Origin of the sequence: Streptomyces sp. NPDC088254 (assembly GCF_044740925.1) — a bacterium.
GTDB lineage: Bacteria > Actinomycetota > Actinomycetes > Streptomycetales > Streptomycetaceae > Streptomyces.
Genome location: NZ_JBIURQ010000007.1, coordinates 174,543 through 196,624 on the forward strand (window position 1 = coordinate 174,543; position 22,082 = coordinate 196,624).

Consider the following 22,082-nt stretch of genomic DNA (forward strand, 5'->3'; position numbering starts at 1 on the left):
CGCCCCCGGAGCGGTCAGAGGCCGGGGAGCAGCACGAGATACCAGGCGACCAGGGCCGCGCATGTCACCGCGGGGAGGAGCTTGGTCAGCCCGTCGCCCTTGCGTACGTGCGTGATCACGGCACCGGCGAGCAGGATCAGCAGCCCGAAGCCGGCCAGGCCGCCGCACAGCGGTACGACCGGGCCGAGGGCAACGCCTATGGCGCCCATCAGCTCCAGCCCGCCGATGACCCGGTAGGCCGCGGTGGTGAAGCCGGCGTGGGCGGCCAGCTCGGGCATCGGGCCCAGGGCCAGAACCTTGGCCGCGCCCAGCAAGGCGAAGATCAACGCGATGAGACAGGCCAGCGAGGCGGGGAGGATCACGGGACGTCCTTGGGGGTGTGCGGGCGGCGGGCATGGCGGCGTTCGGCCCCCAGGCCGGCGAAGTAGGCGATCAGGGCGGGGTTGTCGACCGCGGAGGGATTGAGGATCTGTTCGGCGGGGGCGCCCTGAAGGAGGCGCTTGACCGGGACCTCGAGCTTCTTGCCGGTCTTCGTGTGCGGGATGGCCGGCACGGCGAGGATCTCGTCGGGGACATGGCGGGGTGAGGCGCCGGTGCGGATCGCGTCGCGGATCTTCTCGCACAGGGACTCGTCCAGGACGGTCCCGTCGGCGAGGACCACGAAGAGCGGCATCCAGTAACCGCCGTCGGGTTCCTCCGCGCCGATGACGAGGGCCTCGGTGATCTCGGGGAGGCGTTCGACGATGTCGTGGATGTCGGCGCTGCCCAGGCGTACGCCGTTGCGGTTGAGCGTGGCGTCGGAGCGGCCGTGCACGATCACCGAGCCGTGGGAGGTGTGGGTGATCCAGTCGCCGTGCCGCCACACGCCCGGATAGGCGCTGAAGTAGGCGTCGCGATAGCGGCTGCCGTCAGGGTCGTTCCAGAAGTACAGCGGCATCGACGGCATCGGCCGCGTGACGACGAGTTCGCCGACCTGGTCGATGACCGGCAGACCCGCGGCGTCGTACGCCGCGAGCGCCACGCCGAGGTTGGGAGCCGACAGCTCACCCGCCCACACCGGGGTGGTGGGGGCGCTGCCGGCGAAACCGGAGACGACGTCCGTGCCGCCGCTGGTGGAGGCCAGCTGGACGCCTGCGCCGACGTGGTCACGGACCCAGGGGTATGCGGAGGCGGGCAGGGCTGAGCCGGTGCAGCCGACGATGCGGATCGCCGACAGGTCGTGCACGGCGGGGTCGACGCCGAGCTTGGCCATGGCCAGCAGGTACTGGGGGCTGGTGCCGAAGACGGTGACCTTGTGGCGGGCCGCCAGCTCCCACAGGACGTCCGGGCGCGCCACCGGCGCGGGGCTGCCGTCGTAGGTGCAGGTGGCGGCACCGGTCAGCAGAGTGGAGACGACCAGGTTCCACATCATCCAGTGTGTGGTGGTGTACCACAGCAGGCGGTCACCGACGCCCAGGTCGCAGTGCAGGCCCAGGATCTTGAGGTGCTCCAGCAGAACGCCGCCGTGCCCGTGGACGATGCCCTTGGGCAGCCCGGTGGTGCCGGAGGAGAAGACGATCCACAGCGGGTGGTCGAACGGCACCGGCGTGATGGTGAGGTACTCGGTGCGGCCGGCCGCGTCCTCCCAGGGAACGGACGGCCTCACGGCCCAGGTCGCGGGCCAACCGAGGCCCAGATGCTCCACGAGCACCGTGGCCTTCACCGTGGGCAGGGCACCGGCCAGGTCGAGGGAAGCGGCCCGGCGGTCGTGAGCGGTGCCATTGAAGAGGTAGCCGTCCGCGGTGATGAGGACCGCGGGTTCGAGCTGGGCGAAGCGGTCGGCGGCGGCCTCGGGTGCGTAGTCCTGGCCGCACACGGACCACACCGCTCCCAGGCTGGCCGTGGCGAGGAAGGCGATGACGGCGTGGGGGGTGTTGGGCAGGTAGCCGACCACCCGGTCGCCCGGCCCGACGCCCAGGTCGCGCAGGGTGGCGGCGACGGAGGCGACCTGGGCGCGCAGCTGCCGGCCCGTGATCTCGTAGGCGGCTCCGGTCTCGTCCAGGGCGGTGATCGCGGGGGAGTCCGGGTGCAGGTTGCGCAGTGCGTGGTGGACGTAGTTGAGGGTGGCGCCGGGGAACCAGCGGGCGCCGGGCATGGCTTCCTCGGCCAGCACTCGCTCGTACGGAGTGGTGGCGTCGATGCCGAAGTACTCCCACACCGCCGCCCAGAATCCTTCCAGGTCCGTGACGGACCAGTGGTGCAGGGCCTGGTATTCGGTGGGGTCCGGGATCCCTTCGGCGCCCTGGTGCCGGGCGGCCCAGCGGGCGAAGTCCGCGATGCGGCTGCCGGCGGCCGTCTTCTTGTCGGGCGGCAGGAACGGTGCCGGATGCGGGACGGTCACGGTGCAGTGCTCCTCGGCAGGGAGACGGATCGGTCATCGGTGCCACGGCGGGCCGTGTGGAGCAGGGAGGCCCAGGACGTGGGGTCCGTGAAGTGGCCGGTTCCGGCGGGGACGGTGTCCATCACCACGCGGTCGGGGCGCAGCAGGACGGCGTCCGCCCGGCCGCGTGCCAGCCAGGCGGCGAGCGTGCCGTCGTCGTCCAGGTCGTCGACGTGGATCGTCGGGGCGCCCAGCGCCGTGGCCACTGCCGTCATCTGCGCCGTGGCCGGTACGGCGGTCAGGACGACGAAGGCGTCCCGGACGACGTCGTCGAGACGTGCTCGCCTGCCGTCGTGCCGTATCCAGGGTTGCGGGCAGAAGGTGCCGGCCAGCGCACGGCCGGCCTGCCTGGGCCGGCGCCGTACCAGTGGGCCGGCGGCCAGAGCGGGGCTGAGGTCACGGCTCACCGCCTCGGTCACGCCGGGGATGCGGCAGACCGTGCCCACGACGGCCCGGCGGAAGGCCGCACCGCGGTCCTGTCCGCCGGTCATGGCCCAGCCGACGGCCACCGCCACGCGGATCATGTGGCGGGCGTGCGGCTTGCGCTCGCGTTCGTAGGTATCCAGAAGTTCCTCTGGCGCGCCTTGCCGGAGGACCCGGGCGAGTTTCCAGGTGAGGTTGTTGGCGTCGCGCAGGCCGGAGCACAGACCCTGCCCGACGAAGGGCGGGGTCAGGTGGGCGGCGTCGCCCAGCAGGAAGACGCGCCCCCTGCGCCACCGGTCGGCGAGACGGGCCTGGAAGGTGTACTGCGCCTGCCGTACCACCTCGAAGTCGTCGCTCTGCGAGGCCGGCAGGTCCACCCAGGGGGCGACCAGCCCGCGCAGGCGCTCCCATCCGTCCGGGCCCCCCAGGTTCTCGTCGTCGGCCAGCCGGAACTCCCAGCGGTAGCGGTCCTCGCTGATGCGCATGAAGGTGGCCGGCCGGGTGGGGCAGCAGATCTGCTCGGCGCCTTCCCAGGTCCGCACCGGGCGGCTGGTGCGCACGTCGATGACCCGCCAGCTCTCCTGGAAGTGCAGGTCCTCCCAGGCGGCACCGATGGCGTCACGGGTGAGGCTGCCCGCTCCGTCGCAGCCGAGGACGGCATCGGCCCACAGGTGCTCCTCCTCGGCACTGCCGCCGCGCCGGAAGGTGACCCGGACGGGACCCGCTGGACTGTCGGGTGCGTCGGTGTCCGGCGCGTCGGACTCGGTGACGGAGACGACCTCCACCCCGCTCCAGAGCTCGCATTCCGGGCGGCGCGCCAAGGCGCCCCGCAGCAGGCGTTCCAGCTCGGGCTGGTTGAACATGCTCAGCTGCGGGAAGCCGTGGAGTCCGTGCAGGGACCGCGGGAACTCGCCGATCACGCGGCGTCGGGCATCCAGCAGCCGTAGCCCGGGCGCCGGACGGGCGATGGCGGCGAACTCCTCGTGGACGCCGACGCTCTGCAGAACCCTGCGGATTTCGTCGTCCACCACGACGGCGCGCGGCAGGGGGTAGACATCGGGGTGGCGTTCGAGGAGGAGGCTGCGCACTCCGTAACGGGCCAGCAGCAGCGCGGCAGTGACTCCCACGGGCCCCGCCCCGATGATCACCACCGGCCTGCGGGCTGTGGCGCTCACTTCGCGGCCTCCACAGCGGTCCGCTGCTCGCCCAGGTGGATCCGCCCGTCCGGGGTGGCGATCGTGGCGGTGACGAGGTCACCGTCGCGCAGGTACAGGGGGTTCTTGGCCTGGCCGTTGAAGAACGCCTTCCACTTCAGCGCGGGTGGCAACAGGGCTGCGATCTTCTCGACCGGCTTGGGCGGGGCCTTCAGGGCGGTGCCGCCGGGCGTGCCGGTGAGCAGTAGGTCGCCCGGGTCGAGGGCCTGGAAGCGGGCGAGCAGGGTGAGCGCCTGAGCGGGCCGCACGATCATGTCGGCCAGGGTGCGGTCCTGACGCGTCACACCGTTCACCGACAGCCGCAGCCGCAGGTCGATCAGATGGTCGAAGTCCTCCGGCTCCAGCAGGGACAGGTACGGCCCGGTGGGCGTGAAGGTGGGGTAGGACTTGCTCTCGTAGAACTGGGTCTTGGTCAGCTGCACGTCGCGGGCGCTGACATCGTTGGTGAGGACGAGCCCGGCGACGTACGAAGGAAGATCCTGCTCCTCGACAACCGTGCCCACCGGGATAGTCGCGCCCATGACGAGGCCGAGTTCCACTTCGTAGTCGAGGAAGTTCACGTGTGCCGGGCGGACGATCGTGTCGTGCGGGCCGCTGACCGAGCCGGACGCCTTGCGGAAGAAGGTGGGCGGGATGTCGCCGGTGAACCCGGAGTCCTTGGCGTGGCTGCGGTAGTTGACCATCTGGGCCACCACCCGGCAGGGGGTGGTGACCGGGGGCAGCGCCACCAGGTCGGCGATGGGCGTGCCGTTCTCGCCGGAGGCGGCGGCCTTCTCCACGGCGGCTCGGTCGGTGAGCAGCTCGGCGGTGGTGACCGCCTTGGTCTCGATGCGGACGGCGCGCTCGTTCCGGACGGCCCACCAGCCGTCGGGGGTGCGCAGCACATTGGTGCTCATGAGCTCATCGCTTTCATCAGGCCCAGCAGGCGTGCGGGGTCGAGTTCGTTGTCGTCGTGCAGGGCCGTCATGACCTCGCGGAGCTTGGCGGGAGAGGGGTTGGTGCCGAGGAAGTCGCGGGTCACGGGCGGGCCCCACTGGGCCAGGCCGCTCGCCGACATCGGTGCCCAGCCGGGTTCGAGGTCGCAGGAGAACAGGTCGCCGTCGGCGAAGTGCTCCAGCATGAAGCGGTCGGGGTCGCGCCAGTAGTCGAAGAGCTGGCTGCCCTGGATGTGCCGGCCGATGCCCCAGCTGCGCCGGTAGCCGCGCTCGGCCAGGTACTCCCCGCCGGCGGCGATCGCGTCGAGGTCGGTGACCTGGTACGCGGAGTGGACGTAACCGGTACCGGGCCCCAGGTGCAGGGCGAGAGTGTGGTGGTCGACGGGCACGCTGCCCTGGTCGCAGCGGATGAACGCCATGGTCGGCCCGCGCCGGCGCTGCCCGTCCAGGAACAGGAAGTCGGACACGATCATGCCAAGGGTGTCCAGGTACCAGTCCAGCGTGCGGGTGAACGTCCGCGTTTCCAGCACCACATGGCCGAGGCGCTGGATGCGGGACGGCTCACGGGGCGGGCGCTGGGTGGTGTTCGTACGGCGGCCGTCGATGCCGGTGTTGAGGATCAGCGGCTGCTGCCCGGGCAGCGCGGGCAGCGGTTCGGCGCAGTGCACCACCCTGACCGGGAGTCCCGAGGGATCGAACAGGGCGACCGACCGGCCGCCGCCGGGGACGTCGATGTCCCGGACGGTGTGTCCGACGGCGGCGGCGAGCCGGTCCACATCGGTCCGCTCGGCCGCCCGGAACGCCGGCCCGAGGAAGCGGGAGGCGTGACCGCGCCGGATGACCATGCAGGGGGAGCCCGCGAACGTGCCGCGCAGCCACAGCTCGTGATCGGTGCGGGCGGCGATCGCGAAGCCGAAGTCACGGGCGAACACCTCGGCCCGGTCCAGGTCCGGCTTCTCGAACTCAAGCCAGGCCAGATCCGCCACCTTGATCACGGGGTTCCGGGCTCGTCCGGGGTGTTCACCGCGCAGGGCGCCCTGCTCACTGTGGAGGTCTTGGTGGGGCGTCAGAGGGCCGCCCTTGTTGACGGGGATGTGGGACATGGTGTCCTCCAAGCAACACTGCCGTAATGAGGAAATCATCAACTCTGTCGATTCTCATCGTCAATAGGTGCAGTCCAAATAATTGAGGATCTCATCAGTAATGGCAGTGTCATCGCTGCGACCGTTACACTGGGCCGCATGCCGACGTCAGCCCCGCCCAAGAACCGCTTCGAGCGACGCCGTGCCGAGACCCGCCAGGCGCTCGTCCGCGCGGCCCGGCAGATCCTCGCGGAGACCGGGGACACCAGCGTCAGCATCCAGGCCATCGCCGAGCGCGCCGATGTCGGCTTCGGGTCCTTCTACAACCACTTCGAGTCGAAGACGGAGCTGTTCGACGCGGCGGTGACGGACGCCCTGGAGGAGTTCGGGCAGGTCGTCGACGCGCGCGTGGAAGGCGTCGACGACCCGGCCGAGCTGGTCGCCGTCGGCTTCCGGCTCACGGCCCGGATGGCCGACTCCCACCCGGAACTCCTGCGGATCCTGCGCGACCGGGGCCTGTCCCACATCCACTCCGACCGCGGCCTCGCCCCACGCGCCCTGCGCGACCTGGAGACCGGCATCGCGTCAGGCCGCTTCACCTGCGCCAACGCGACCACCGCCCTGTCCGCCCTGGGCGGCACCCTGCTGTCCCTGGTGGCTCTCCGGCTGGACCGCCCGGACCTCGACGGCGACGAGGCCGCCTCCGACCTGGCCGAGATGGTCCTGCGCATGCTCGGCCTCGCTGCGGACGACGCCCACGAGGTCACCCGCCGCCCGCTGCCCGAACTCGTCCGATGACCTCCTGCACCTGAAGCGCGGCCCTTGGTGGTGCTACGCCGGCGGCGACGAGGAACGCGGTTGCCGCGGCCTCACCAGTGGGATCCGCCCCCGGGCCTACGGCGTTGTCCTCGGCGAGGACCAGCAGGAGTGCCTCCAGCGCTCGGGCGAGGACGGGTGCTGGAAGGTGGTCCGCGAAGACGCCCTGGCGCTGACCTCTCCGCAGGGTTGCGACGGCCTCAGCGCGGGCCGGCGCCAGAGTGGTGCGGATCTCGTCGTATCCCGGACGGCGCCGTCCCAAGGCGATGAGCAGGCGGTAGTGGTCGCCCACCGTCCATGCCGCCAGCACCTTCCGTGTCATCGCCTCGACCGGGTCGGCATCCGCGGTGCGCGCTCCGGCGAACGCCTGCCGGAGTTCACGGCCCGCTTCCTGCACCAGCTCGGCGACCAGCGCCTCCCGGCTGGGGAAGTGTCCGTAGAGGGTGCGCCGGGCGACGCCGGCCGCCTGAGAGATGCTGTCGAGACTCGCGTCCGGGTCCTCCCGCAGTTTCCGCCGGGCGGTCGCGAGGATGCGTCGGCGGTTGGAGTGAGCATCCCTGCGCTGCACAGTACGGCCCGGGGTGTCGGTCGTCTGCATGATTCTTTCTCTCCACGTTTGCCGGAAAGCCGTGGGCGCCGGTGCTCCCTCACGCACCGGCGCCCACTCACCCCTGCCCAGGGTGGCTTGTCGTCCTGCTGACGGGTGTCAGGGGACGAGGATGAGGCGGATCGGGTCGCCGATCTTGTTCTCCAGTCGGTGGACGGCGTCGGCGGCCTCCTTGAGCGGGATGTGGTCGGTGATGGAGGGGGCCAGGTCAAGGCGGCCTGCCGCGGTCAGCCGCACCAGCTCGGAGACGGACTCGGGGAAGCCTCCGTAGTGGCCGCGCACCTGCTTCTGCAGGTAGTTGAAGGTCAGGCCCTCGGTGATGGTGAGCGGCCGGGGGGTGATGCCCACCAGGATGAGGGAGCCGCCCAGGCCGAGCACGGAGGCGGCCTGGTCGCGGACGGCGGGGACGCCGGCGCAGTCGAACGCGAAGTCCAGGCCGCGTCCGCCGGTGGCTGCGCGGACCTGGTCGGCGAAGTCGGGGGTTGCCGGGTCGAGTGCGAGGTCCGCGCCGAAGACCAGGGCGCGCTCGCGGGCGCCGGGCAGCGGGTCGACGGCGATGATCGGGGCGGCGCCGACCAGGCGGGCGAGGCGTACGTTGTGCGCGCCGACTCCGCCCACGCCCCAGACGCCGACGGACTGAGCGGGACGAACGCCCGCGGTGGCGACGACGGCGGCGTACGGGGTGGAGACCGCGTCGGGGATGATCGCGGCCTGGTCGAAGGGGAGGCCGCCGGGGATGGGGACGAGGGTGTCCTCGCGGGCGATCACGTACTCGGCCCAGCCGCCGTCGTAGTCGATGCCTGCGGTGAGCATCCGGGTGCAGGGGCCGTGGCGGACGCATCCGGCGCACTCACCGCAGGTCTTGCCGGCCTCCAGGGTGACGCGGGTGCCGACGGGCAGGCCGCGCTTGAGGTCGGGGCCGAGGGTGTGGATGACGCCCGAGACCTCATGGCCGACGGTGACCGTGTCGGAGGTGGCGAACAGGGGGACGAGAGAGCCGTCGAGGAGGTGGACGTCGGAGAGGCAGACGCCGGCGGCCTTGACCTCGATGAGGACCTCACCCGGGCCCGGCACGGGGATCGGGACCTCTTCCACGGCGAACTTCTTGCTCTCCAGGTGGAAGCGTCCGGCGAGCATGGTGTCCATGAGGATCTGCTTTCTGTGAGCGGCACCGGCCGCGGGGATCCAGGGGTGCCGCGGGTGTCTGAGCGGGGTTCTGTGGTGGCCGGAGGCGTGCGGCGGCAGCGGGGGATGCCGCACGCCTCCCGGCGGCTGGGGGGCGCGCGCCCTGCGGCGTGCGACGGTCAGGCGAAGACGTCCTGCTGGTAGCGCTCGTCCGCTTCGAGCTGGGCGAGCCACTGCTGGGCGGTCTCGTCGTCGCTGCCGGTCTTCTGGCGGTGGATGGCGGCGAGTGCCTCGCGGACGGCGGGGGCCATGCGGCGGCCGTCACCGCAGACGTAGACGTACGCGCCGTCCTCGATGGCCTGCCACACCGTGTCGGCGGCATGGGCGATGGCGTTCTGCACGAACCGTGCCGGGTGGCCGGTCACCGCGGAGAAGGCGGTGTGGATCTGTGCGATCCCGGTCTGCTCCCAGTCCTGCATCTCCTGGCGGTAGAAGTAGTCGTGCTCCGGGTGGCGGCAGCCGACGAACACCTGCGACACGCCCACCCGGGTGCCGTTCGCGTGCTGTGTCGCCCGCTCCTCCAGGAAGCCGCGCAGCGGCGCGATGCCGGTGCCGGGGCCGATGAGGATCAGCGGCGTGGCGGGGTCGGCGGGCGGTGCGAACGTCGGGGAGGGCACGCGGACGTAGCCGTATACGACGTCGCCGGGTTCGAGGCCGGCGATGTAGGAGGTGCAGGTGCCGCGGTACCGGCCGTCACCGGACAGGGCGGGGCCCTCCAGCAGGCCGACGGTCAGGCGCACGTGGCGCGGGTTGGCCGACGGGGCGGAGGAGATGGAGTAGAAGCGGGGGCGGATGGGGCCCGTCATCTCCAGGAACACCGCCAGCGGCAGCTCGACCGCGGGGAAGCGCTCCAGCAGGCCCAACACCGAGATGCGCTTGCCGAGGATCTCCTTCTGGTAGCGCTCCTCGGCCTCCTCCGTTTCAGCGGTGTACGCCTGGAGCTGCGGCCGGGTCCACGGGCACTGGGTGTACTCGGCGAGCGTCTGGATCTGGGACCGGGTGGCCACGTCCTGCAGCTCCAGGAACTCGGTGAGCAGGATGCCGGCGGTGACCGGGGTGCCGACCGGCAGGTGCGTGCGGCCACCGGCCGGCTGGTCGAGCCGGAGCACCTGGTCGTAGTCGACGCCGAGCCGCCTCAGCGCGCGCTCCACCAGGGCGAGTTCGTTCTTGGCGAAGACGGCCAGGTGGTTGCCGGTGTCGTAGGAGACGCCCTCGGGCAGCTCGAAGGTGATGGACTTCGCGGACGGGCGCGGCGGCTCGATCTGGAAGTCCCACAGGCCGGTCGCGTCGGCCACGAGCTCGTCGTTGGTCACCACGGTGAGCGGGTACGCCTGCTCGGAGACGATGGCGGGGCGCACGTCGGACTCGGTGAGCAGCTGGACCTGGTAGCGGGGGCCGCTGGCCTGGGAGGTGTCGGCGGCGTACTCCTCGGCCAGGGTGGCCCACAGCGTGTCCATCCACCGCGTGGCCATGCCGTCGAAGTCACCGGCGGCGTCCGCGATGCCGCGCTCGACGACCGGGGTGGCGCCGGCCGCCAGCAGACCTGCCTCGATCCGCTTGGGGAAGGCCTGGTAGGTGGCCACCCATTGGGTGTTGCCGGCGCCCAGCAGCGCGTACCGCACGTTCGCCAGCGCACCCTCGGGCAGCCCGGCGGCGAGCAGGTCGTCGAAGCGCTGGGCGTTGTCGGGGGCCTTGCCGTTGTAGCTGGCGGCCACCACGGCGAGCAGGCCCTCGGTGGGCAGGTTGTCACCCAGCTCGTCCAGGCTCACCAGCGTGGTGCCGAACCCGGAGCGCTCGCCTCGGTCGGCGATCGTGCGCGCCAGGTCCTCGCACGAACCCAGGCTGGAGCCGTAGGCGACGGTCAGGTTCACCCCGACACCGCTGACCGCTGCCTGCGCCTGCGTGTCGCCGGTCTGCACATCCGCGGCGCCGAAGACGGTCCGCTCGTGTTCCTGACGACGGCGGACGATCAGCTCGAAGTTGCCGGGCTTGCGGGTCAGTGCCTCCTTGACGTCCATCTTGTAGTCGCTGGTGTCCGAGAGCTTGAACTTCTGCAGCACCAGCGCCAGCGCCAGGCGGGCCTCGGTGAGCGCGAACTGGCGGCCGATGCAGGCGCGTACGCCGTTGCCGAACGGCTTGTAGGCGTGCGGGTGCTGCCGGGCGCGGTTCTCCGGCAGCCACCGGTCGATGTCGAACTCGTCGGGCCGCTCCCACGCCTTGGGGTGGGTGTGCAGGGGACCCTCGAGGATGTTGACCCGCGTGCCCTTCCTGAGAAGGTAGTGGCCACCTATGACGGTGTCCTCCAGCGGGGCCTTGCCGAACGCCGGGATCGGAGCCCACAGGCGCAGGGTCTCGTCCAGGATCCGCGGGATGACGTCCAGCTGCATGATCGTGTCGTAGTCCGGGACGGTGTCACCGGGCATCAGCCGGTCCACCTCGGCATACGCCTGGGCCAGGACGTGCGGGTTGCGCATCAGTGAGTACGTGGCGAACGACAGCAGACCACTGGTGGTCTCATGACCGGCGATCAGGAACGTCAGCACCTGGTCGCGGACGTTGTCGTCGGCCAGCAGCTTGCCGGTGTCCGGGTCCGTGGCCTCCAGCATCAGGCCCAGCAGGTCCTCCTCACCGGTTCCCTTCCCCTCGCGGCGCTCCTTGATCACGCTCTCGACCAGGTCCTGCATCAGCCGGATGTTGTCGCGGTACTTACGGTCGTCCGCCTTGCGCAGCTTGGTCATCATCGGCAGCTCCTGCGAGCGCCGCAACGACTCGATCAGCGCCTCCAGCAGTGCGTTGAGGAAGGGGTGCAGCTCCTCCTTGTCGAAGGACCGGAACCGGTAGCCGAACCCCGACAGGGCGATGGTGTCCAGCGTCAGGCGGGTGTAGTCGTCGGTGATGTTGACCGGCTGCCCTTCCCGGCGCTCCCACTTGCCCGCCAGGTTCTGGGCGATCTCCAGCATCTGCCCGAAGTACGCCTTCATGGCCCGCTGGCTGAACGCCGGCAGCAGGACACGGTGTGCCATGCCCCATTCCTCTTCGTGCTGGTGGGCGGTGAACAGGCCCGCCCCCGCGAAGTCCCGGACGTGCTGCAGCGGCGTCTTGTCGATCTGCTTGAAGAACCGCGTCTCGTCGCAGACCTCGGCCACCAGGTCCGGGTCGTAGACGAAGACCTGCTCGATGCCGGCGATGTCCATGCCGTAGATGCCCTCGGGGAACTGCTTGGACAGCTCACCGAAGTACTCCACCGGATTGGTGTCGGGGATCTGCGGCGTGTTGCCGAGGAGAGGGATCCCACGCGGGGACCGGATGGGGCGAAGGTCGTTCGCGGAGTGCATGGTCATGGCTTGCTCCTCTGCGTGGAGGGAGATGGGCAAGGGCGCGCTGCGCAGGTCGATGCCGTGGCGCCGGACGGAAACATACGCCGTATGGAATTAGTACCGTACGGCGTATGGAAATGCGAGGCAAGCCCGGTCACCTTGGCGGCTGCTGTGATTCAGGTCATTTCCATACGGTGTACGAAACTGATACCGTACGAGGTATGGAAAAGAAGGTGAGGCGTCCCCCTCGGGGAACGAGGAAGAGGGACGTGCCTCTGACCGAGGCCGGGATCTACGTCGCCGCCCTGCGGCTCATCGACGAGGACGGGGTCGAGGCGCTCACCATGCGCAAGCTCGCCACCGAGCTCGACGCGAACCCGATGTCGCTGTACCACCACGTGCCGAACAAGGAAGCGGTGCTGCGCGGCGTGACAAGAATGGTCGGCGCCCAGTTCCGCACCGTGACGCTTGAGGACGCTCCCTGGCAGGAGCGCATCCGCCTGCTCGCAACGGACTTCCGGACCCTGGCGCATCGTCACCCCGAACTGATGGCCTACTCGTTCAGCCACCAGCCCGACTTCATCCAGTCGGACGACCCGTTCTGGATCGCGCTCACGGCGATCGTGGAGGCTGCCGGGGTTCCGCAGTCAGAGGTCTCGGAGATCGCGGCGCTGATGGTCGCCGTCGTCATCGGCGTCCTCGCCGCCGAACTCAACGGCTCGCTCCGCCAGTGGTCGACCCTCAAGCCCGCCGGCTCTGACGATGCTGAAGTCGGTGACGGGGACGCGGCCCCTGACTCCGCGGACACAGCCTCTGAAGGCCCCGATCAGGACCACATGTTCCGCCTTGTGATGGACACGCTGATCACGGGTCTGGAAAGCCGGCTCACCGGCGATCGTGACGGCCGGGACGCCGGCCTTTGAGTCACATCTGCTGAGGCGCTGCGCCGCAGACACTGGCCCTGAGCTGCGCCCGCAGTCTCGAGTGATCTCGGGCTGCGACCTGCGGGAGCCACCCTCGTCACATCGGGGAACACGGCCCGGCGGGGTGGTTCCACAGCCGCTGGAGGCGGCCATGCCGCCACAGCACCGCGGTCCGGGTTTCTGGGACGGCTCTGCCGTCAGCCGGTGGAGCTGCATCGCTGCTATTACCTCGCCGCCATGATACCAGTCAGGTATCATGGCTGCATGGCGATGACACTCCGACTCCCCGATGACCTTGATGCGAAGCTCACCGAGCGGGCTCGTCGGGAGGGCCGTAGCAAGCAGGAACTTGCCATCGAGGCCATCCGTGACGCCCAGAACCGGGCCGAGCTGAAGGTCGATGACGTTCTGGCCGAGCTGATGGACAGCGATGCGGAGATCTTGGACTACCTGAAGTGACCGAGGTGCGCTACATCCAGATCGACGAGATCCTCGTCATTGCTCGTAAGGTCAACGGCACGGAGCACAGTGTGCGTGACATGGGGCTTCTGGTGTCCGCGATCGAACGGCCCCGGACCAACGTGTTCGGGGCCGAGCTTTATCCCACGCTGCACGAGAAGGCGGCGGCGCTGCTGCACTCCGTTGCCCGCAATCACGCGTTGATCGACGGTAACAAGCGCACCGCCTGGCTCGCCATGCGTGTCTTCCTGCGGTTCAACGGCGTCAGTGCTCGTATCCCCCCGCCGCCCGTCTCCATTGCCGGACCGTTCGTCGAGGACGTCGCGCAGGACAACATCGACGTCCCGGTCATCGCCAAGCGCCTCTCGGCCTGGTTCCCCGTTTCCTGACGCAGGATGACGGATGGACTCCGGTACGGGCGTGCCGCTGCACCTCCCCAGCGGCGCGTGTTCGGTGGCGATGGCGAAGAAGCGGCGGTCGATCTCCTCCTGGCGGTCGTCGGTCGTCGGCCGTGAGGATGCGCTCGGTCTGGGCCAGGGGGACGACGTCCCGATGGTCCCAGGTGAGGGCGACCGTGTTCGGGGCGTCCGGCTGGTGGCTGGTCTGTTCGCACAGGGGGACGCCGTCCCAGGTGAAGCGGACCTCCTCGACCACACTCTCGCCGTCGGCCGCCAGGCGCTGTTTCGCGGTGCGGCGGCCGAGCGGGGTCGTAGCGGTACCTCCACCTGGTCCCGTCGGGGGTGGTCACGGAGGTGAGGCGGGTCTTCTGCCGCAGGGTGACCCGGCCGAGGGCGTCGTACTCGAAGCGGACGTCTCCGGCGCGGGTGAGGTAGTGCCGGTGCATACGCGCGGTCCGGCAGCCTCCCTGCCGGGGTGGCGGGACGGCCAGGATGCCGCGGTCTGGTTTCCGGCGTCGTCGTAGGCGTACCGCTCCGCCCAACCCTGGGCGTGGACTGCGGTGACCCGGCCCTCGATGCGCCGGCCCAGTGCGGATTTCCTGGTGCCGGTCTCGCTGAGCGCATAAGCAGGGGCCTGGACCTGCCCGGCGGCTGGCTACGGTTCCAGGAATTCGAGCGCCCGCGGGACGAATCTGTCGTGGTATTGGAAGATCCCGCCGTGTCCGGCGTCGGGGTAGAGGGGTTCGAGTTGGCCTTGGGGCAACCGGGCCGCCAGGTCGACTGTGTTGACGCTCGGGACCATGCGATCGCTCTCGCCGTTGGCCACCAGGACCGGTTGGTGAATGCGCGACAGATCGGCCGGTGCCTGGCGGCCCCAGTGGTGGATGGCCTTCAGCTGGGCGCGGAACGATGAGAGCGAGATGGCTTTGTCGCGGTCGTTCGTACGTTCCTTCAGCCGGTCCAGGAAGGCGTGGGCCGCCCGGCGGCCACCGGCGGTGTCGGTGAAGAACAGGTACTGCTTGGGGTCCTTGCGGGTCAGGACGGCCTTGATGGTGTCCTTGACGGTGAGGCTTGTGACCTTGTCGATGCCGGGGCCGCCGGCGGGCCCCGTGCCCGCGAGGATGAGCTTGCGTACAAGATCGGGTTCTTCCGCCGCGATGACCTGGGCGATGAAGCCGCCCATCGACAGGCCGAGCAGGTCGACCCTGTCGTACCCGAGGGCCCGGATGAACAGCACGGTGTCGCGAGCCATCGCCTCGATCGTGTCGGGTGTGGAGCCTCCGGACGCGCCGACGCCGCGGTTGTCGAAGGTGATCACGGGGCGCAGGGCGGCGAGTCCGTCGACGACGCGGGGGTCCCAGTTGTCCAGGACTGCGGACAGGTGGTTGAGGAGGATCAGGGGCACGCCGTCGTCCGGACCGAGCCGCCGGTAGGCGAAGGTCACGCCACGCACGGACACGGAGCGGTTCGGCGTGTTCTTGTACGACATCGGGGCGGGTGAACTGGGCGGTGTGCTCATGGCCGGGTCCTGAGGTGGTGTGGCGGGGGAGTGGGGTGTGCAGGGTCGTGTCACTGTGGGAGGTGACTGGCGCCTGGTACTCGTTTTCACCCTTGCGTCATCGCGACGACGACTTTGCCGGCCTTTGCCCGTCCCCTCTCGACGTATTCCATGGCCTGGAGGGTTTCTTCGAACGGGAAGACGCGGTCGACGACGGGGCGGATCTTCCCGGTGTCGATGAGTGCGGTGAGTTCGCGCAGTTGGTCGCCACTGGCCTTCATGAACAGGAACGTGAACGTCACGCCGTGGCGCTTGGCGCTGCGCCGGGTCTTGAAGCTGAGGGCGGTCATGGCCAGGCGGAGGATCGGGTTCGCGCCCAGTTCGCGGGCGAAGGCCGGGTCGGGCGGGCCCGCGACGCTGATGGCCATGCCGCCGGGCTTGAGAACGCGCAGGGACTTGGCGAGGTTCTCGCCGCCGATGCTGTCGAGGACGACGTCGTAGCCGTCGAGGGCCTCTTCGAAGTCCTGGGTGCGGTAGTCGATGACGACGTCCGCGCCGAGGTCCCTGGCCAGACCGACCTTGGCGGTGCTCACGCTGGTGGCCACGTGCGCGCCCAGCGCCTTGGCCAGCTGGACGGCGATGGAGCCGAGGCCGCCGGCGCCCGCGTGGACGAGGACCTTCTGGCCCGGCTGCACGCGGGCCCGCTCGACCAGTGCCTGCCATGCGGTCAGGGCGACCAGGGGGAGGGAGGCGGCCTCGGCCATGGTGAGGGTGGCCGGCTTGGGCGCCAGGTCGTCCTGGTGGACGGCGATGAGCTCGGCGAAGGTACCGATGCGGTCCTTGTCGGGCCGGGCGTAGACCTCGTCGCCCACCGCGAAGCGGGTGACGGACGGGCCGACGCGGACCACCGTCCCGGCGAGGTCGTTGCCCAGAACGAGCGGGAGACGGTAGGGCATGAACGCCTTGAAGTCCCCGTTGCGGATCCTGAGGTCCAGCGGGTTGACGCCCGCCGCGTGGATCTTCACCAGGACGTCGTGGGCACCTACCTGCGGGTCGGGGAGCTCGGCGGCGCGCATCCCGGCTCGGTCGCCGTACTTCTCGACCATGAAGGCCCTCATCGTCGTCTCCGTTCTGTTCCGTCCCTGAGAGGGCGGGGTCTCCGCTCGCCCGGCCGTCGACCGGTACGAGACAGTTCGGGTTGTTTCTCTGGCTGCGGCTCGGGCGTGCTGGGCACTCGGCCGCGCTCACCCTTCAGGCGACCGGCACGACCGGGGCGGTGACGCGGTCGGCGGCGCCTCCCTGGAGGCGGTCCAGTGAGGCGGCGGTTCCCTCGTGGGGTGCGCCGAGCGGCACCGCGCTGACCTCGGCCAGGCGGGTGTACTGCTCGGCGGTCAGCTGGACGTCGAGGGCACCGAGGTAGCTGTCGAGCTGGGAGAGACTGCGCGGGCCGATGATCGGGACGAGCGTGGCAACGGAGCGGGCGGCGCGCTCGCGCACCCAGGCCACCGCCACCTGGGCGGGCGTCACGCCGGTCTCCTCGGCGATCGCCAGGACGGTGTCGACGACGGCGGTCTTCTGGCCGGTGCTCTCGGTGTGGATGACCACCCCCAGGTCGCTCAGGCGCCCCTCGGGGGAGCGGCGGTATTTGCCGGTGAGCAATCCGCCGCCGAGCGGGGACCACAGGGCGGCACCCAGGCCCAGGCTCTCGGCCATGGGCAGGAGCTCACGGTCGGCGGTGCGCTCGACGAGGCTGTACTCGTGCTGGATGCCCACGATCGGGGCCCAGTTCTTCAGGTCCGCGAGGGTCACCGCGCGCGACACGCGCCAGGCGGGGAAGTTGGACAGCGCGGCGTGGTGGATCTTGCCGGCGCTCACCAGGTCGTCGAGTCCGCGCAGGAGCTCCTCCATGGGCGTGAGCTCGTCGGGGAAGTGCACCCACAGCAGGTCGATGTAGTCGGTGTTCAGGCGCTTCAGACTGGCCTCGACCGAGGCGACCATGTTCTTGCGGCTGTTGCCGGTCCTGGAGATGTCCGGCTGTGCGGCGGCGCCGAGGGCGAACTTCGTGGCCAGGACGAAATGGTCGCGGTCGGCGGAGATCAGCTTCCCGGTCAGTTCCTCCGACTCGCCGAATTGGTAGCCGTCCGCGCTGTCGAGAAAGGTGCCGCCGGCCTCGGCGAACCGGTCGAAGATCCGGCGTGCCTCGTCCGGCTCGGCGCCCGCGCCCCAGCCGGTGCCGAAGTTCGCGGTGCCGAGCGCGTACTCGGAGACGCGCAGTCCGGTCCGGTGGCCGAAGGTCGTGTATCGCATGAGATGTCCTTGAACGAAGGGAGGTGGAAGTGGTCGCGTCGGGATGGAGGGGTGAGCGTCAGTCCGCGTTCGGCTGGGGTGTCGCGGACAGGCTCTGCTTGACGTACCGGCTGGCCTCGTCGGCGAGAATCTCGGGCAGGCCCGCCTCGATGCCCTGCAGGGCCTGGGCCGCGACGTCGGCGGCGGCGACTTTCTGATCGGCGGGTACGCCGGCGGCCATGTCGGTGTCCATGTAGCCGACGTGCAGCGCCGAGACGGTGATCCCGCGCGGTGCCAGTTCCTCACGGGTCGCGTCGCTCAGCGCCCAGGCGGCGGCCTTGGACGCGGCGTAGGAGCCGAGTCCTGCCGGGTGGAACCAGGACAGGACGGACAGGACGTTGAGCACGGCGCCGCCGCCGTTGCCCTCGATCACGGGGGCGAAGGCGCGGGTCGCGGCGAGCGGGCCGAAGAAGTTGGTCTCCATCTCCCGGCGCACCTCGGTCACGTCGCCTCCCATCAGCGTCGCGCCGGTGGAGATGCCCGCGTTGTTGATCAGCAGTGTCGCGTCGGGCGCCAGGCGCGCGGCCTCTTGTATCGACGCCTCGTCCGTGACGTCCAGCCGCAGCGGGAGGACGCCCGGCACGTCGACCGTCTCGGGGCGTCGGGCCGCGCCGTACACCTTCGCGCCGCGCTCGACGAGCTGGGCGGCCAGGTGCCGCCCGAGCCCCCGGTTGGCGCCGGTGACGACCGCGACTGCGTTCTTCAGTTCCATGCTCGCTCCATGTGCCCGCGGATGCCGTCGACCCGCCTGAATTAGATTACAGGCATAATCTAAACACGGGACTATGATAGATGCCAGTCGACATCCAAATGGGAGGTGGTCATGGGCCGCGTATCGCAGGCGCAGGCGGAGGAAAATCGCAGGCGGGTGGTGGACACCGCTTCCCGGCTGTTCCGAGAGCAGGGCACGCAGGTCAGCGTCGCCGACCTGATGAAGGCGGCCGGTCTGACTCACGGCGCCTTCTACAAGCAGTTCGCCTCCAAGGAGGCGCTCGTCGACGAGGCGACCGCCCACGCCTTCGCCGAGCTCGCCCATCGCTACAGCGCCGGGCTCGAGCGGTACGACGGGCAGCGCGCCGCCGCCCAGCAGGCGCTGATCGACGCCTACCTCTCCGTCGAGCACCGCGATGACCCGGCGGACGGCTGCCCGGTCGCCGCGCTCGCCACCGACATCGCGCGGGAGGGCGGGGGGCGCGAGGCCCGTCGCGTCTACGCCGAGGGGGTGGCCGACTTCGCCGATTTCCTGGCCGGTGACGACCAGGACGGCATCGTCCGGCTCTGCACGCTGTTCGGTGCGCTGGTCCTGTCCCGGGCCACCAAGGGCTCTCCGCTCTCCGGGGAGATCCTCGCCGCAGCGCACGCAGCATTGACCGAAACCGGTTGATCAAGGGCAATAGGCAGACGGTCCGCCTCGGTGGTCGGCTCGGGAGGACTTCGATCGCGGTACTCCTCGGCCTGAAGCGGCCCTTGACCACCAGTGTGTCGTACGAGAGCGACTCGAAGGGGGTCTGGGCGGAGTGCGTGTTCGCAACCCCCACGTGAGCCCGTGACCGGGGTGGAAGAATGTGCCGAGATGACCTCCAGCGACTACACCCCGTTCGCTCACCTCACCGCCCCCAACGCCCCCCTCTACCGCCAGGTGATGCGGACCTTCCTCGCCGCCAAGGAGCGGTTCGCGGTGCATCTGCGGCCGGAGGACGTGTACGCGGCCCTGGACGCGGACGGCAGGCCCGCCGACCCCGAGGCGGTGACGCAGGCGCTGGACAAACTCGTGGAGTGGGGCAATCTGCGGGCCGATCCGGACCACGCGCGGGTGACGGCGGTCGAGGACTTCTACCGCAGACGGTTCATCTACCAGCTCACCCGGGCCGGTGAGGCGGTCGAGGCGGCGCTGGGGACGTACGACGAGGTGCTGGGGCGGCGCGGCGAACTCCAGGCGGTCGCACTGCACGACATCGTCACGCAGCTGCGGGCGCTGCTGGTGATCGCCGCGGAGGACGAGCCCGACCCGGCCAAGACATACGTCGCCCTGTCCGTGCTGACTGCGCGGTTCACCGACCTCGCCGACAACGCCCGCGCCTTCATGGGCTCGCTCCAGCGCACCATCGACCTGCACGACATCGAGGTCGAGGCGTTCCTCGCCTACAAGGACCGGCTGATCCAGTACCTGGAGCGGTTCATCCAGGACCTCATCACCCTGGGCGGGCGCATCGCCCTGCTGATCGGGGAGCTGGAGGAACAGGAACGGGTCGGTCCGCTGCTGCGGCTGGCCGCCGCCCGCGAAGCCGCCGACGCCGCTCCCGAGGACGCCGATCGGGCGGAGGCGGTGGCGTACGAGCGGTGGGCCGCGCGGTGGTCCGGGCTCGCCGAGTGGTTCGTTTCGGAAGAGGGACGGGAGTCGCAGGCCAGGCTGCTGCGCGGGCGGGCGCTCGGTTCGATCCCGCAGCTCCTGGCCGTCGTACGGCAGCTCAACGAGCGGCGGGCCGGACGCTCGGACCGCTCGGCCGACTTCCGCACCCTCGCGCGCTGGTTCGCCCAGGCCCCGGACGACGCGGCACGGCACCGGCTGTGGCGCGTGGCGTTCGGGCTGCACTCCTCCCGGCACCTCACCGTCGACGCCGACACCCTCGCCGAACGGACGGCCTCCCCGGAGCCGGCCGCCACCCCGTGGAGTGAGGCCCGACCGCTGCGGATCAGCCCCCAGCTGCGCCGCACCGGCAGCTACGAACGGCGCGGGAAGCCGCGCCGGGTCGCCGACCGGGGCGAGGCGAAGCGCCGGCTCGCCGAGATCGCCGCCCGGCAGACGGAGGAGACCAGGCGGGCCCGGGACAGTCTCGTGACGGGCGGACCGATGCGGCTCTCGCGGCTCGGCGAACTCGACCCGCTCGCCTTCCAGTTGTTCCTGCGGCTGCTCGGCGACGCGCTCGCCACCTGGCGGCCGGGCACGACCACCACCGCGGCCACCAGCGGGGACGGCTCGATGGAGATCCGGCTGACCGCCCTCGACGACGGATCGACGGCCGAAGTGCACACCCCCGACGGTGTGTTCAGCGGTCCCGACCACCTGATCGACATCGTCGACCTCACGGTGGGGCAGGGCGACCGCGCCGCCACACCGGCATCGGCACCGGTTCCCGTCCCCGTCCCCCGACGGGACGCCGCTCCCCAGCTCGCGGAGAACCGATGAGCGGCCCCCTTGCCGAGGTCCTCGACGGCCAGCGGCAGGCCGACCTCCAGAAGGCCGCACGCGCCCTGCTGAAGGAGCCGCTGCTCACCGCCGACGGACCGTACGCCGACGAGTTCCGGCTGGTGCGCCGGCATGCCGCCGAACTGCGGGAGTGGTTCGAACGCAACGTCGGCTGGACGCTGCGCACGGACGCCGACGCCGCACGGCTGCGCAAGACGCCGGGCACCCTCACCGACGCCACGCACCCGGCGCGTGAGGCCGCCCGCAGTGCCCTGCCCTTCACCCGCCGCCGCTACGTCCTGCTCTGCCTGGCCCTGGCCGCACTGGAACGGGGCGAGTCGCAGGTGGCGCTCGGACGTCTCGCCGAGCAAGTCGTCCTGGCCGCCGCCGATCCCGAACTCGTCGCCGCCGGGATCACGTTCACCCTGGAGCGGCGCGACGAGCGCCTCGACCTCGCGGCGGTCGTCCGCGTGCTGCTGCGGCTCGGGGTGCTGCGGCGGGTGGCCGGCGACGAGGACGCCTACGTCAGCGGATCGGGCGACGTGCTGTACGACGTGCGGCGGCGCGTGCTGGCCGGGATGCCCGCGTCCCGGCGGGGTCCCTCCATGGTCGAGGCCGAGGGCTTCGAGGAGCGCCTGGTGGAGATGACCGCGTGGACCGCGCTCGACAGCGACGAGCTCAGGTTCCGGGCGGTCCGCTGGAAACTGACCCGCATCCTCCTGGACGACCCGGTCCTGTACTACGACGACCTGACCGACGAAGAACTGGCCTACCTCACCCGGCAGCGCGGCTTCATCACCGCCCGCATCAACGAACTGACGGGACTCGTCCCGGAGGTCCGGGCCGAGGGCATCGCCATGGTCGACCCGATGGACGACCTCACCGACACGCGCATGCCGGAACAGGGCACCCACGGTCACATCACCCTGCTGCTGGCGGGGCACCTGGCGCGGGCGGCCGGGCCCGTCGAGCCGGCGGAGCTCGCGGCCCGCGTACGGGAACTGGCCGTGGAACACGGCGGGTTCTGGTCCAGGTCGGCGAGGGAACCGGGCGCGGAGCCCGAACTCGTCGAGCGGGCGCTGGCCAGGCTGGTGGCGCTGGGACTCGCCGAGCGCTCCGAACGGGGCGTCGTACCGCGGCCCGCCCTCGCGCGGTACGCGGTCGGTGAGCCCGTCGTCAAGGAACCCGGACGGGCCCGCCGGCCCGCCACGACCGAGCAGACCCTGCAGCCTGTGCAGCCCGTGCAGCCCGTGCAGGATGAAAGGTGAACCGC

Annotated in this window: 20 protein-coding genes and 1 pseudogene; 7 read left to right on the top strand and 14 right to left on the bottom strand. The window is 70.7% G+C overall.

The window, feature by feature from the left end; genetic code table 11:
* Positions 1 to 14: 14 nt before the first annotated feature.
* Genes ACIOC0_RS21475 through ACIOC0_RS21495 form a run of 5 tightly spaced genes read right to left on the bottom strand, consistent with a single transcriptional unit; the run spans position 15 to position 6,094 of the window.
* Positions 15 to 362, bottom strand: coding sequence for a DoxX family protein (locus tag ACIOC0_RS21475; protein ID WP_402156775.1), 348 nt, complete (start codon positions 360 to 362; stop codon positions 15 to 17).
* Positions 359 to 2,380, bottom strand: coding sequence for an acetoacetate--CoA ligase (locus tag ACIOC0_RS21480; RefSeq protein ID WP_402156776.1), 2,022 nt, complete (start codon positions 2,378 to 2,380; stop codon positions 359 to 361). Before ACIOC0_RS21480 ends, ACIOC0_RS21475 begins: the two co-directional genes overlap by 4 nt.
* The gene (locus ACIOC0_RS21485) at positions 2,377 to 4,017 is read right to left on the bottom strand and encodes a bifunctional 3-(3-hydroxy-phenyl)propionate/3-hydroxycinnamic acid hydroxylase (RefSeq protein ID WP_402156778.1); all 1,641 of its coding nucleotides are present in this window, start codon (positions 4,015 to 4,017) and stop codon (positions 2,377 to 2,379) included. Before ACIOC0_RS21485 ends, ACIOC0_RS21480 begins: the two co-directional genes overlap by 4 nt.
* Entirely contained in the window at positions 4,014 to 4,952 is a 939-nt protein-coding gene (locus tag ACIOC0_RS21490) for a fumarylacetoacetate hydrolase family protein (RefSeq protein ID WP_402156779.1), read from the bottom strand. Before ACIOC0_RS21490 ends, ACIOC0_RS21485 begins: the two co-directional genes overlap by 4 nt.
* On the bottom strand, positions 4,949 to 6,094 hold the full coding sequence (locus ACIOC0_RS21495) for a VOC family protein (protein ID WP_402156781.1): 1,146 nt from the start codon (positions 6,092 to 6,094) through the stop codon (positions 4,949 to 4,951). The genes ACIOC0_RS21490 and ACIOC0_RS21495 overlap by 4 nt, the downstream gene beginning before the upstream one ends.
* Positions 6,095 to 6,232: 138 nt before the next feature.
* On the opposite strand from ACIOC0_RS21495, the gene ACIOC0_RS21500 reads away from it, so the two are divergent.
* Entirely contained in the window at positions 6,233 to 6,871 is a 639-nt protein-coding gene (locus ACIOC0_RS21500) for a TetR/AcrR family transcriptional regulator (RefSeq protein WP_402156783.1), read from the top strand.
* Here ACIOC0_RS21500 and ACIOC0_RS21505 read toward each other — a convergent pair.
* The 3 genes from ACIOC0_RS21505 to ACIOC0_RS21515 all read right to left on the bottom strand — a co-directional run bounded on the left by ACIOC0_RS21505 (position 6,837) and on the right by ACIOC0_RS21515 (position 12,022).
* Positions 6,837 to 7,487 (bottom strand): TetR/AcrR family transcriptional regulator, encoded by a 651-nt coding sequence (locus ACIOC0_RS21505; protein ID WP_402156785.1) that lies wholly within the window; start codon positions 7,485 to 7,487, stop codon positions 6,837 to 6,839. The two genes, ACIOC0_RS21500 and ACIOC0_RS21505, sit on opposite strands and share 35 nt — an antisense overlap.
* 108 nt (positions 7,488 to 7,595) lie before the next feature.
* On the bottom strand, positions 7,596 to 8,642 hold the full coding sequence (locus tag ACIOC0_RS21510) for a zinc-binding dehydrogenase (RefSeq protein ID WP_402156786.1): 1,047 nt from the start codon (positions 8,640 to 8,642) through the stop codon (positions 7,596 to 7,598).
* Positions 8,643 to 8,800: 158 nt separating this feature from the next.
* Positions 8,801 to 12,022, bottom strand: coding sequence for a bifunctional cytochrome P450/NADPH--P450 reductase (locus ACIOC0_RS21515; RefSeq protein WP_402156788.1), 3,222 nt, complete (start codon positions 12,020 to 12,022; stop codon positions 8,801 to 8,803).
* A 245-nt stretch (positions 12,023 to 12,267) separates the two neighbouring features.
* Here ACIOC0_RS21515 and ACIOC0_RS21520 point away from each other — a divergent pair, with 245 nt between their 5' ends.
* The 3 genes from ACIOC0_RS21520 (at position 12,268) to ACIOC0_RS21530 (ending at position 13,769) form a co-directional block, all read left to right on the top strand.
* The gene (locus ACIOC0_RS21520) at positions 12,268 to 12,921 is read left to right on the top strand and encodes a TetR/AcrR family transcriptional regulator (protein ID WP_402156789.1); all 654 of its coding nucleotides are present in this window, start codon (positions 12,268 to 12,270) and stop codon (positions 12,919 to 12,921) included.
* Positions 12,922 to 13,185: 264 nt separating this feature from the next.
* Positions 13,186 to 13,380 carry a ribbon-helix-helix protein, CopG family gene (locus ACIOC0_RS21525; protein WP_037672007.1) on the top strand — a complete coding sequence of 65 codons (195 nt, stop codon included), beginning with the start codon at positions 13,186 to 13,188 and terminating at the stop codon, positions 13,378 to 13,380.
* Positions 13,377 to 13,769 carry a type II toxin-antitoxin system death-on-curing family toxin gene (locus ACIOC0_RS21530; protein ID WP_402156791.1) on the top strand — a complete coding sequence of 131 codons (393 nt, stop codon included), beginning with the start codon at positions 13,377 to 13,379 and terminating at the stop codon, positions 13,767 to 13,769. The genes ACIOC0_RS21525 and ACIOC0_RS21530 overlap by 4 nt, the downstream gene beginning before the upstream one ends.
* Positions 13,770 to 14,083: 314 nt before the next feature.
* Here ACIOC0_RS21530 and ACIOC0_RS21535 read toward each other — a convergent pair.
* The 6 genes and pseudogenes from ACIOC0_RS21535 to ACIOC0_RS21560 all read right to left on the bottom strand — a co-directional run.
* Positions 14,084 to 14,128 (bottom strand): annotated as a pseudogene (locus tag ACIOC0_RS21535) (hypothetical protein); the annotation flags it as partial.
* Positions 14,125 to 14,367, bottom strand: a complete 243-nt coding sequence (locus ACIOC0_RS21540; protein WP_402157158.1) for a hypothetical protein — start codon at positions 14,365 to 14,367, stop codon at positions 14,125 to 14,127. The gene ACIOC0_RS21540 and the pseudogene ACIOC0_RS21535, both read right to left, overlap by 4 nt.
* Before the next feature lie 66 nt (positions 14,368 to 14,433).
* Positions 14,434 to 15,297 (bottom strand): alpha/beta fold hydrolase, encoded by an 864-nt coding sequence (locus tag ACIOC0_RS21545; RefSeq protein WP_402156792.1) that lies wholly within the window; start codon positions 15,295 to 15,297, stop codon positions 14,434 to 14,436.
* An 86-nt stretch (positions 15,298 to 15,383) separates the two neighbouring features.
* On the bottom strand, positions 15,384 to 16,394 hold the full coding sequence (locus tag ACIOC0_RS21550) for an NADP-dependent oxidoreductase (protein ID WP_402156793.1): 1,011 nt from the start codon (positions 16,392 to 16,394) through the stop codon (positions 15,384 to 15,386).
* 133 nt (positions 16,395 to 16,527) lie between these two features.
* Positions 16,528 to 17,583: an aldo/keto reductase gene (locus ACIOC0_RS21555; RefSeq protein ID WP_402156794.1), complete on the bottom strand. Its 1,056-nt coding sequence runs from the start codon at positions 17,581 to 17,583 to the stop codon at positions 16,528 to 16,530.
* A gap of 58 nt (positions 17,584 to 17,641) precedes the next feature.
* Positions 17,642 to 18,334 (bottom strand): SDR family oxidoreductase, encoded by a 693-nt coding sequence (locus ACIOC0_RS21560; protein WP_402156796.1) that lies wholly within the window; start codon positions 18,332 to 18,334, stop codon positions 17,642 to 17,644.
* 111 nt (positions 18,335 to 18,445) lie between these two features.
* Here ACIOC0_RS21560 and ACIOC0_RS21565 point away from each other — a divergent pair, with 111 nt between their 5' ends.
* The 3 genes from ACIOC0_RS21565 to ACIOC0_RS21575 all read left to right on the top strand — a co-directional run bounded on the left by ACIOC0_RS21565 (position 18,446) and on the right by ACIOC0_RS21575 (position 22,077).
* On the top strand, positions 18,446 to 19,006 hold the full coding sequence (locus tag ACIOC0_RS21565) for a TetR/AcrR family transcriptional regulator (RefSeq protein WP_402156797.1): 561 nt from the start codon (positions 18,446 to 18,448) through the stop codon (positions 19,004 to 19,006).
* Between the two features lie 189 nt (positions 19,007 to 19,195).
* Complete coding sequence (locus ACIOC0_RS21570; RefSeq protein WP_402156799.1) at positions 19,196 to 20,809, top strand: TIGR02677 family protein; 1,614 nt, start codon at positions 19,196 to 19,198, stop codon at positions 20,807 to 20,809.
* A complete protein-coding gene (locus ACIOC0_RS21575; RefSeq protein ID WP_402156800.1) occupies positions 20,806 to 22,077 on the top strand; it encodes a TIGR02678 family protein in 1,272 nt (423 codons plus the stop codon). Before ACIOC0_RS21570 ends, ACIOC0_RS21575 begins: the two co-directional genes overlap by 4 nt.
* The last annotated feature ends 5 nt before the right edge of the window (positions 22,078 to 22,082 follow it).

Excerpts from the sequence above, each read along its gene's own strand:
- ACIOC0_RS21495 (WP_402156781.1), bottom strand. The coding sequence starts at position 6,094 with ATGTCCCACATCCCCGTCAACAAGGGCGGCCCTCTGACGCCCCACCAA.
- ACIOC0_RS21545 (WP_402156792.1), bottom strand. The coding sequence starts at position 15,297 with ATGAGCACACCGCCCAGTTCACCCGCCCCGATGTCGTACAAGAACACG.
- ACIOC0_RS21565 (WP_402156797.1), top strand. The coding sequence starts at position 18,446 with ATGGGCCGCGTATCGCAGGCGCAGGCGGAGGAAAATCGCAGGCGGGTG.
- ACIOC0_RS21560 (WP_402156796.1), bottom strand. The coding sequence starts at position 18,334 with ATGGAACTGAAGAACGCAGTCGCGGTCGTCACCGGCGCCAACCGGGGG.
- ACIOC0_RS21525 (WP_037672007.1), top strand. The coding sequence starts at position 13,186 with ATGGCGATGACACTCCGACTCCCCGATGACCTTGATGCGAAGCTCACC.
- ACIOC0_RS21555 (WP_402156794.1), bottom strand. The coding sequence starts at position 17,583 with ATGCGATACACGACCTTCGGCCACCGGACCGGACTGCGCGTCTCCGAG.
- ACIOC0_RS21575 (WP_402156800.1), top strand. The coding sequence starts at position 20,806 with ATGAGCGGCCCCCTTGCCGAGGTCCTCGACGGCCAGCGGCAGGCCGAC.
- ACIOC0_RS21550 (WP_402156793.1), bottom strand. The coding sequence starts at position 16,394 with ATGAGGGCCTTCATGGTCGAGAAGTACGGCGACCGAGCCGGGATGCGC.
- ACIOC0_RS21510 (WP_402156786.1), bottom strand. The coding sequence starts at position 8,642 with ATGGACACCATGCTCGCCGGACGCTTCCACCTGGAGAGCAAGAAGTTC.
- ACIOC0_RS21500 (WP_402156783.1), top strand. The coding sequence starts at position 6,233 with ATGCCGACGTCAGCCCCGCCCAAGAACCGCTTCGAGCGACGCCGTGCC.
- ACIOC0_RS21570 (WP_402156799.1), top strand. The coding sequence starts at position 19,196 with ATGACCTCCAGCGACTACACCCCGTTCGCTCACCTCACCGCCCCCAAC.
- ACIOC0_RS21515 (WP_402156788.1), bottom strand. The coding sequence starts at position 12,022 with ATGACCATGCACTCCGCGAACGACCTTCGCCCCATCCGGTCCCCGCGT.
- ACIOC0_RS21505 (WP_402156785.1), bottom strand. The coding sequence starts at position 7,487 with ATGCAGACGACCGACACCCCGGGCCGTACTGTGCAGCGCAGGGATGCT.
- ACIOC0_RS21490 (WP_402156779.1), bottom strand. The coding sequence starts at position 4,952 with ATGAGCACCAATGTGCTGCGCACCCCCGACGGCTGGTGGGCCGTCCGG.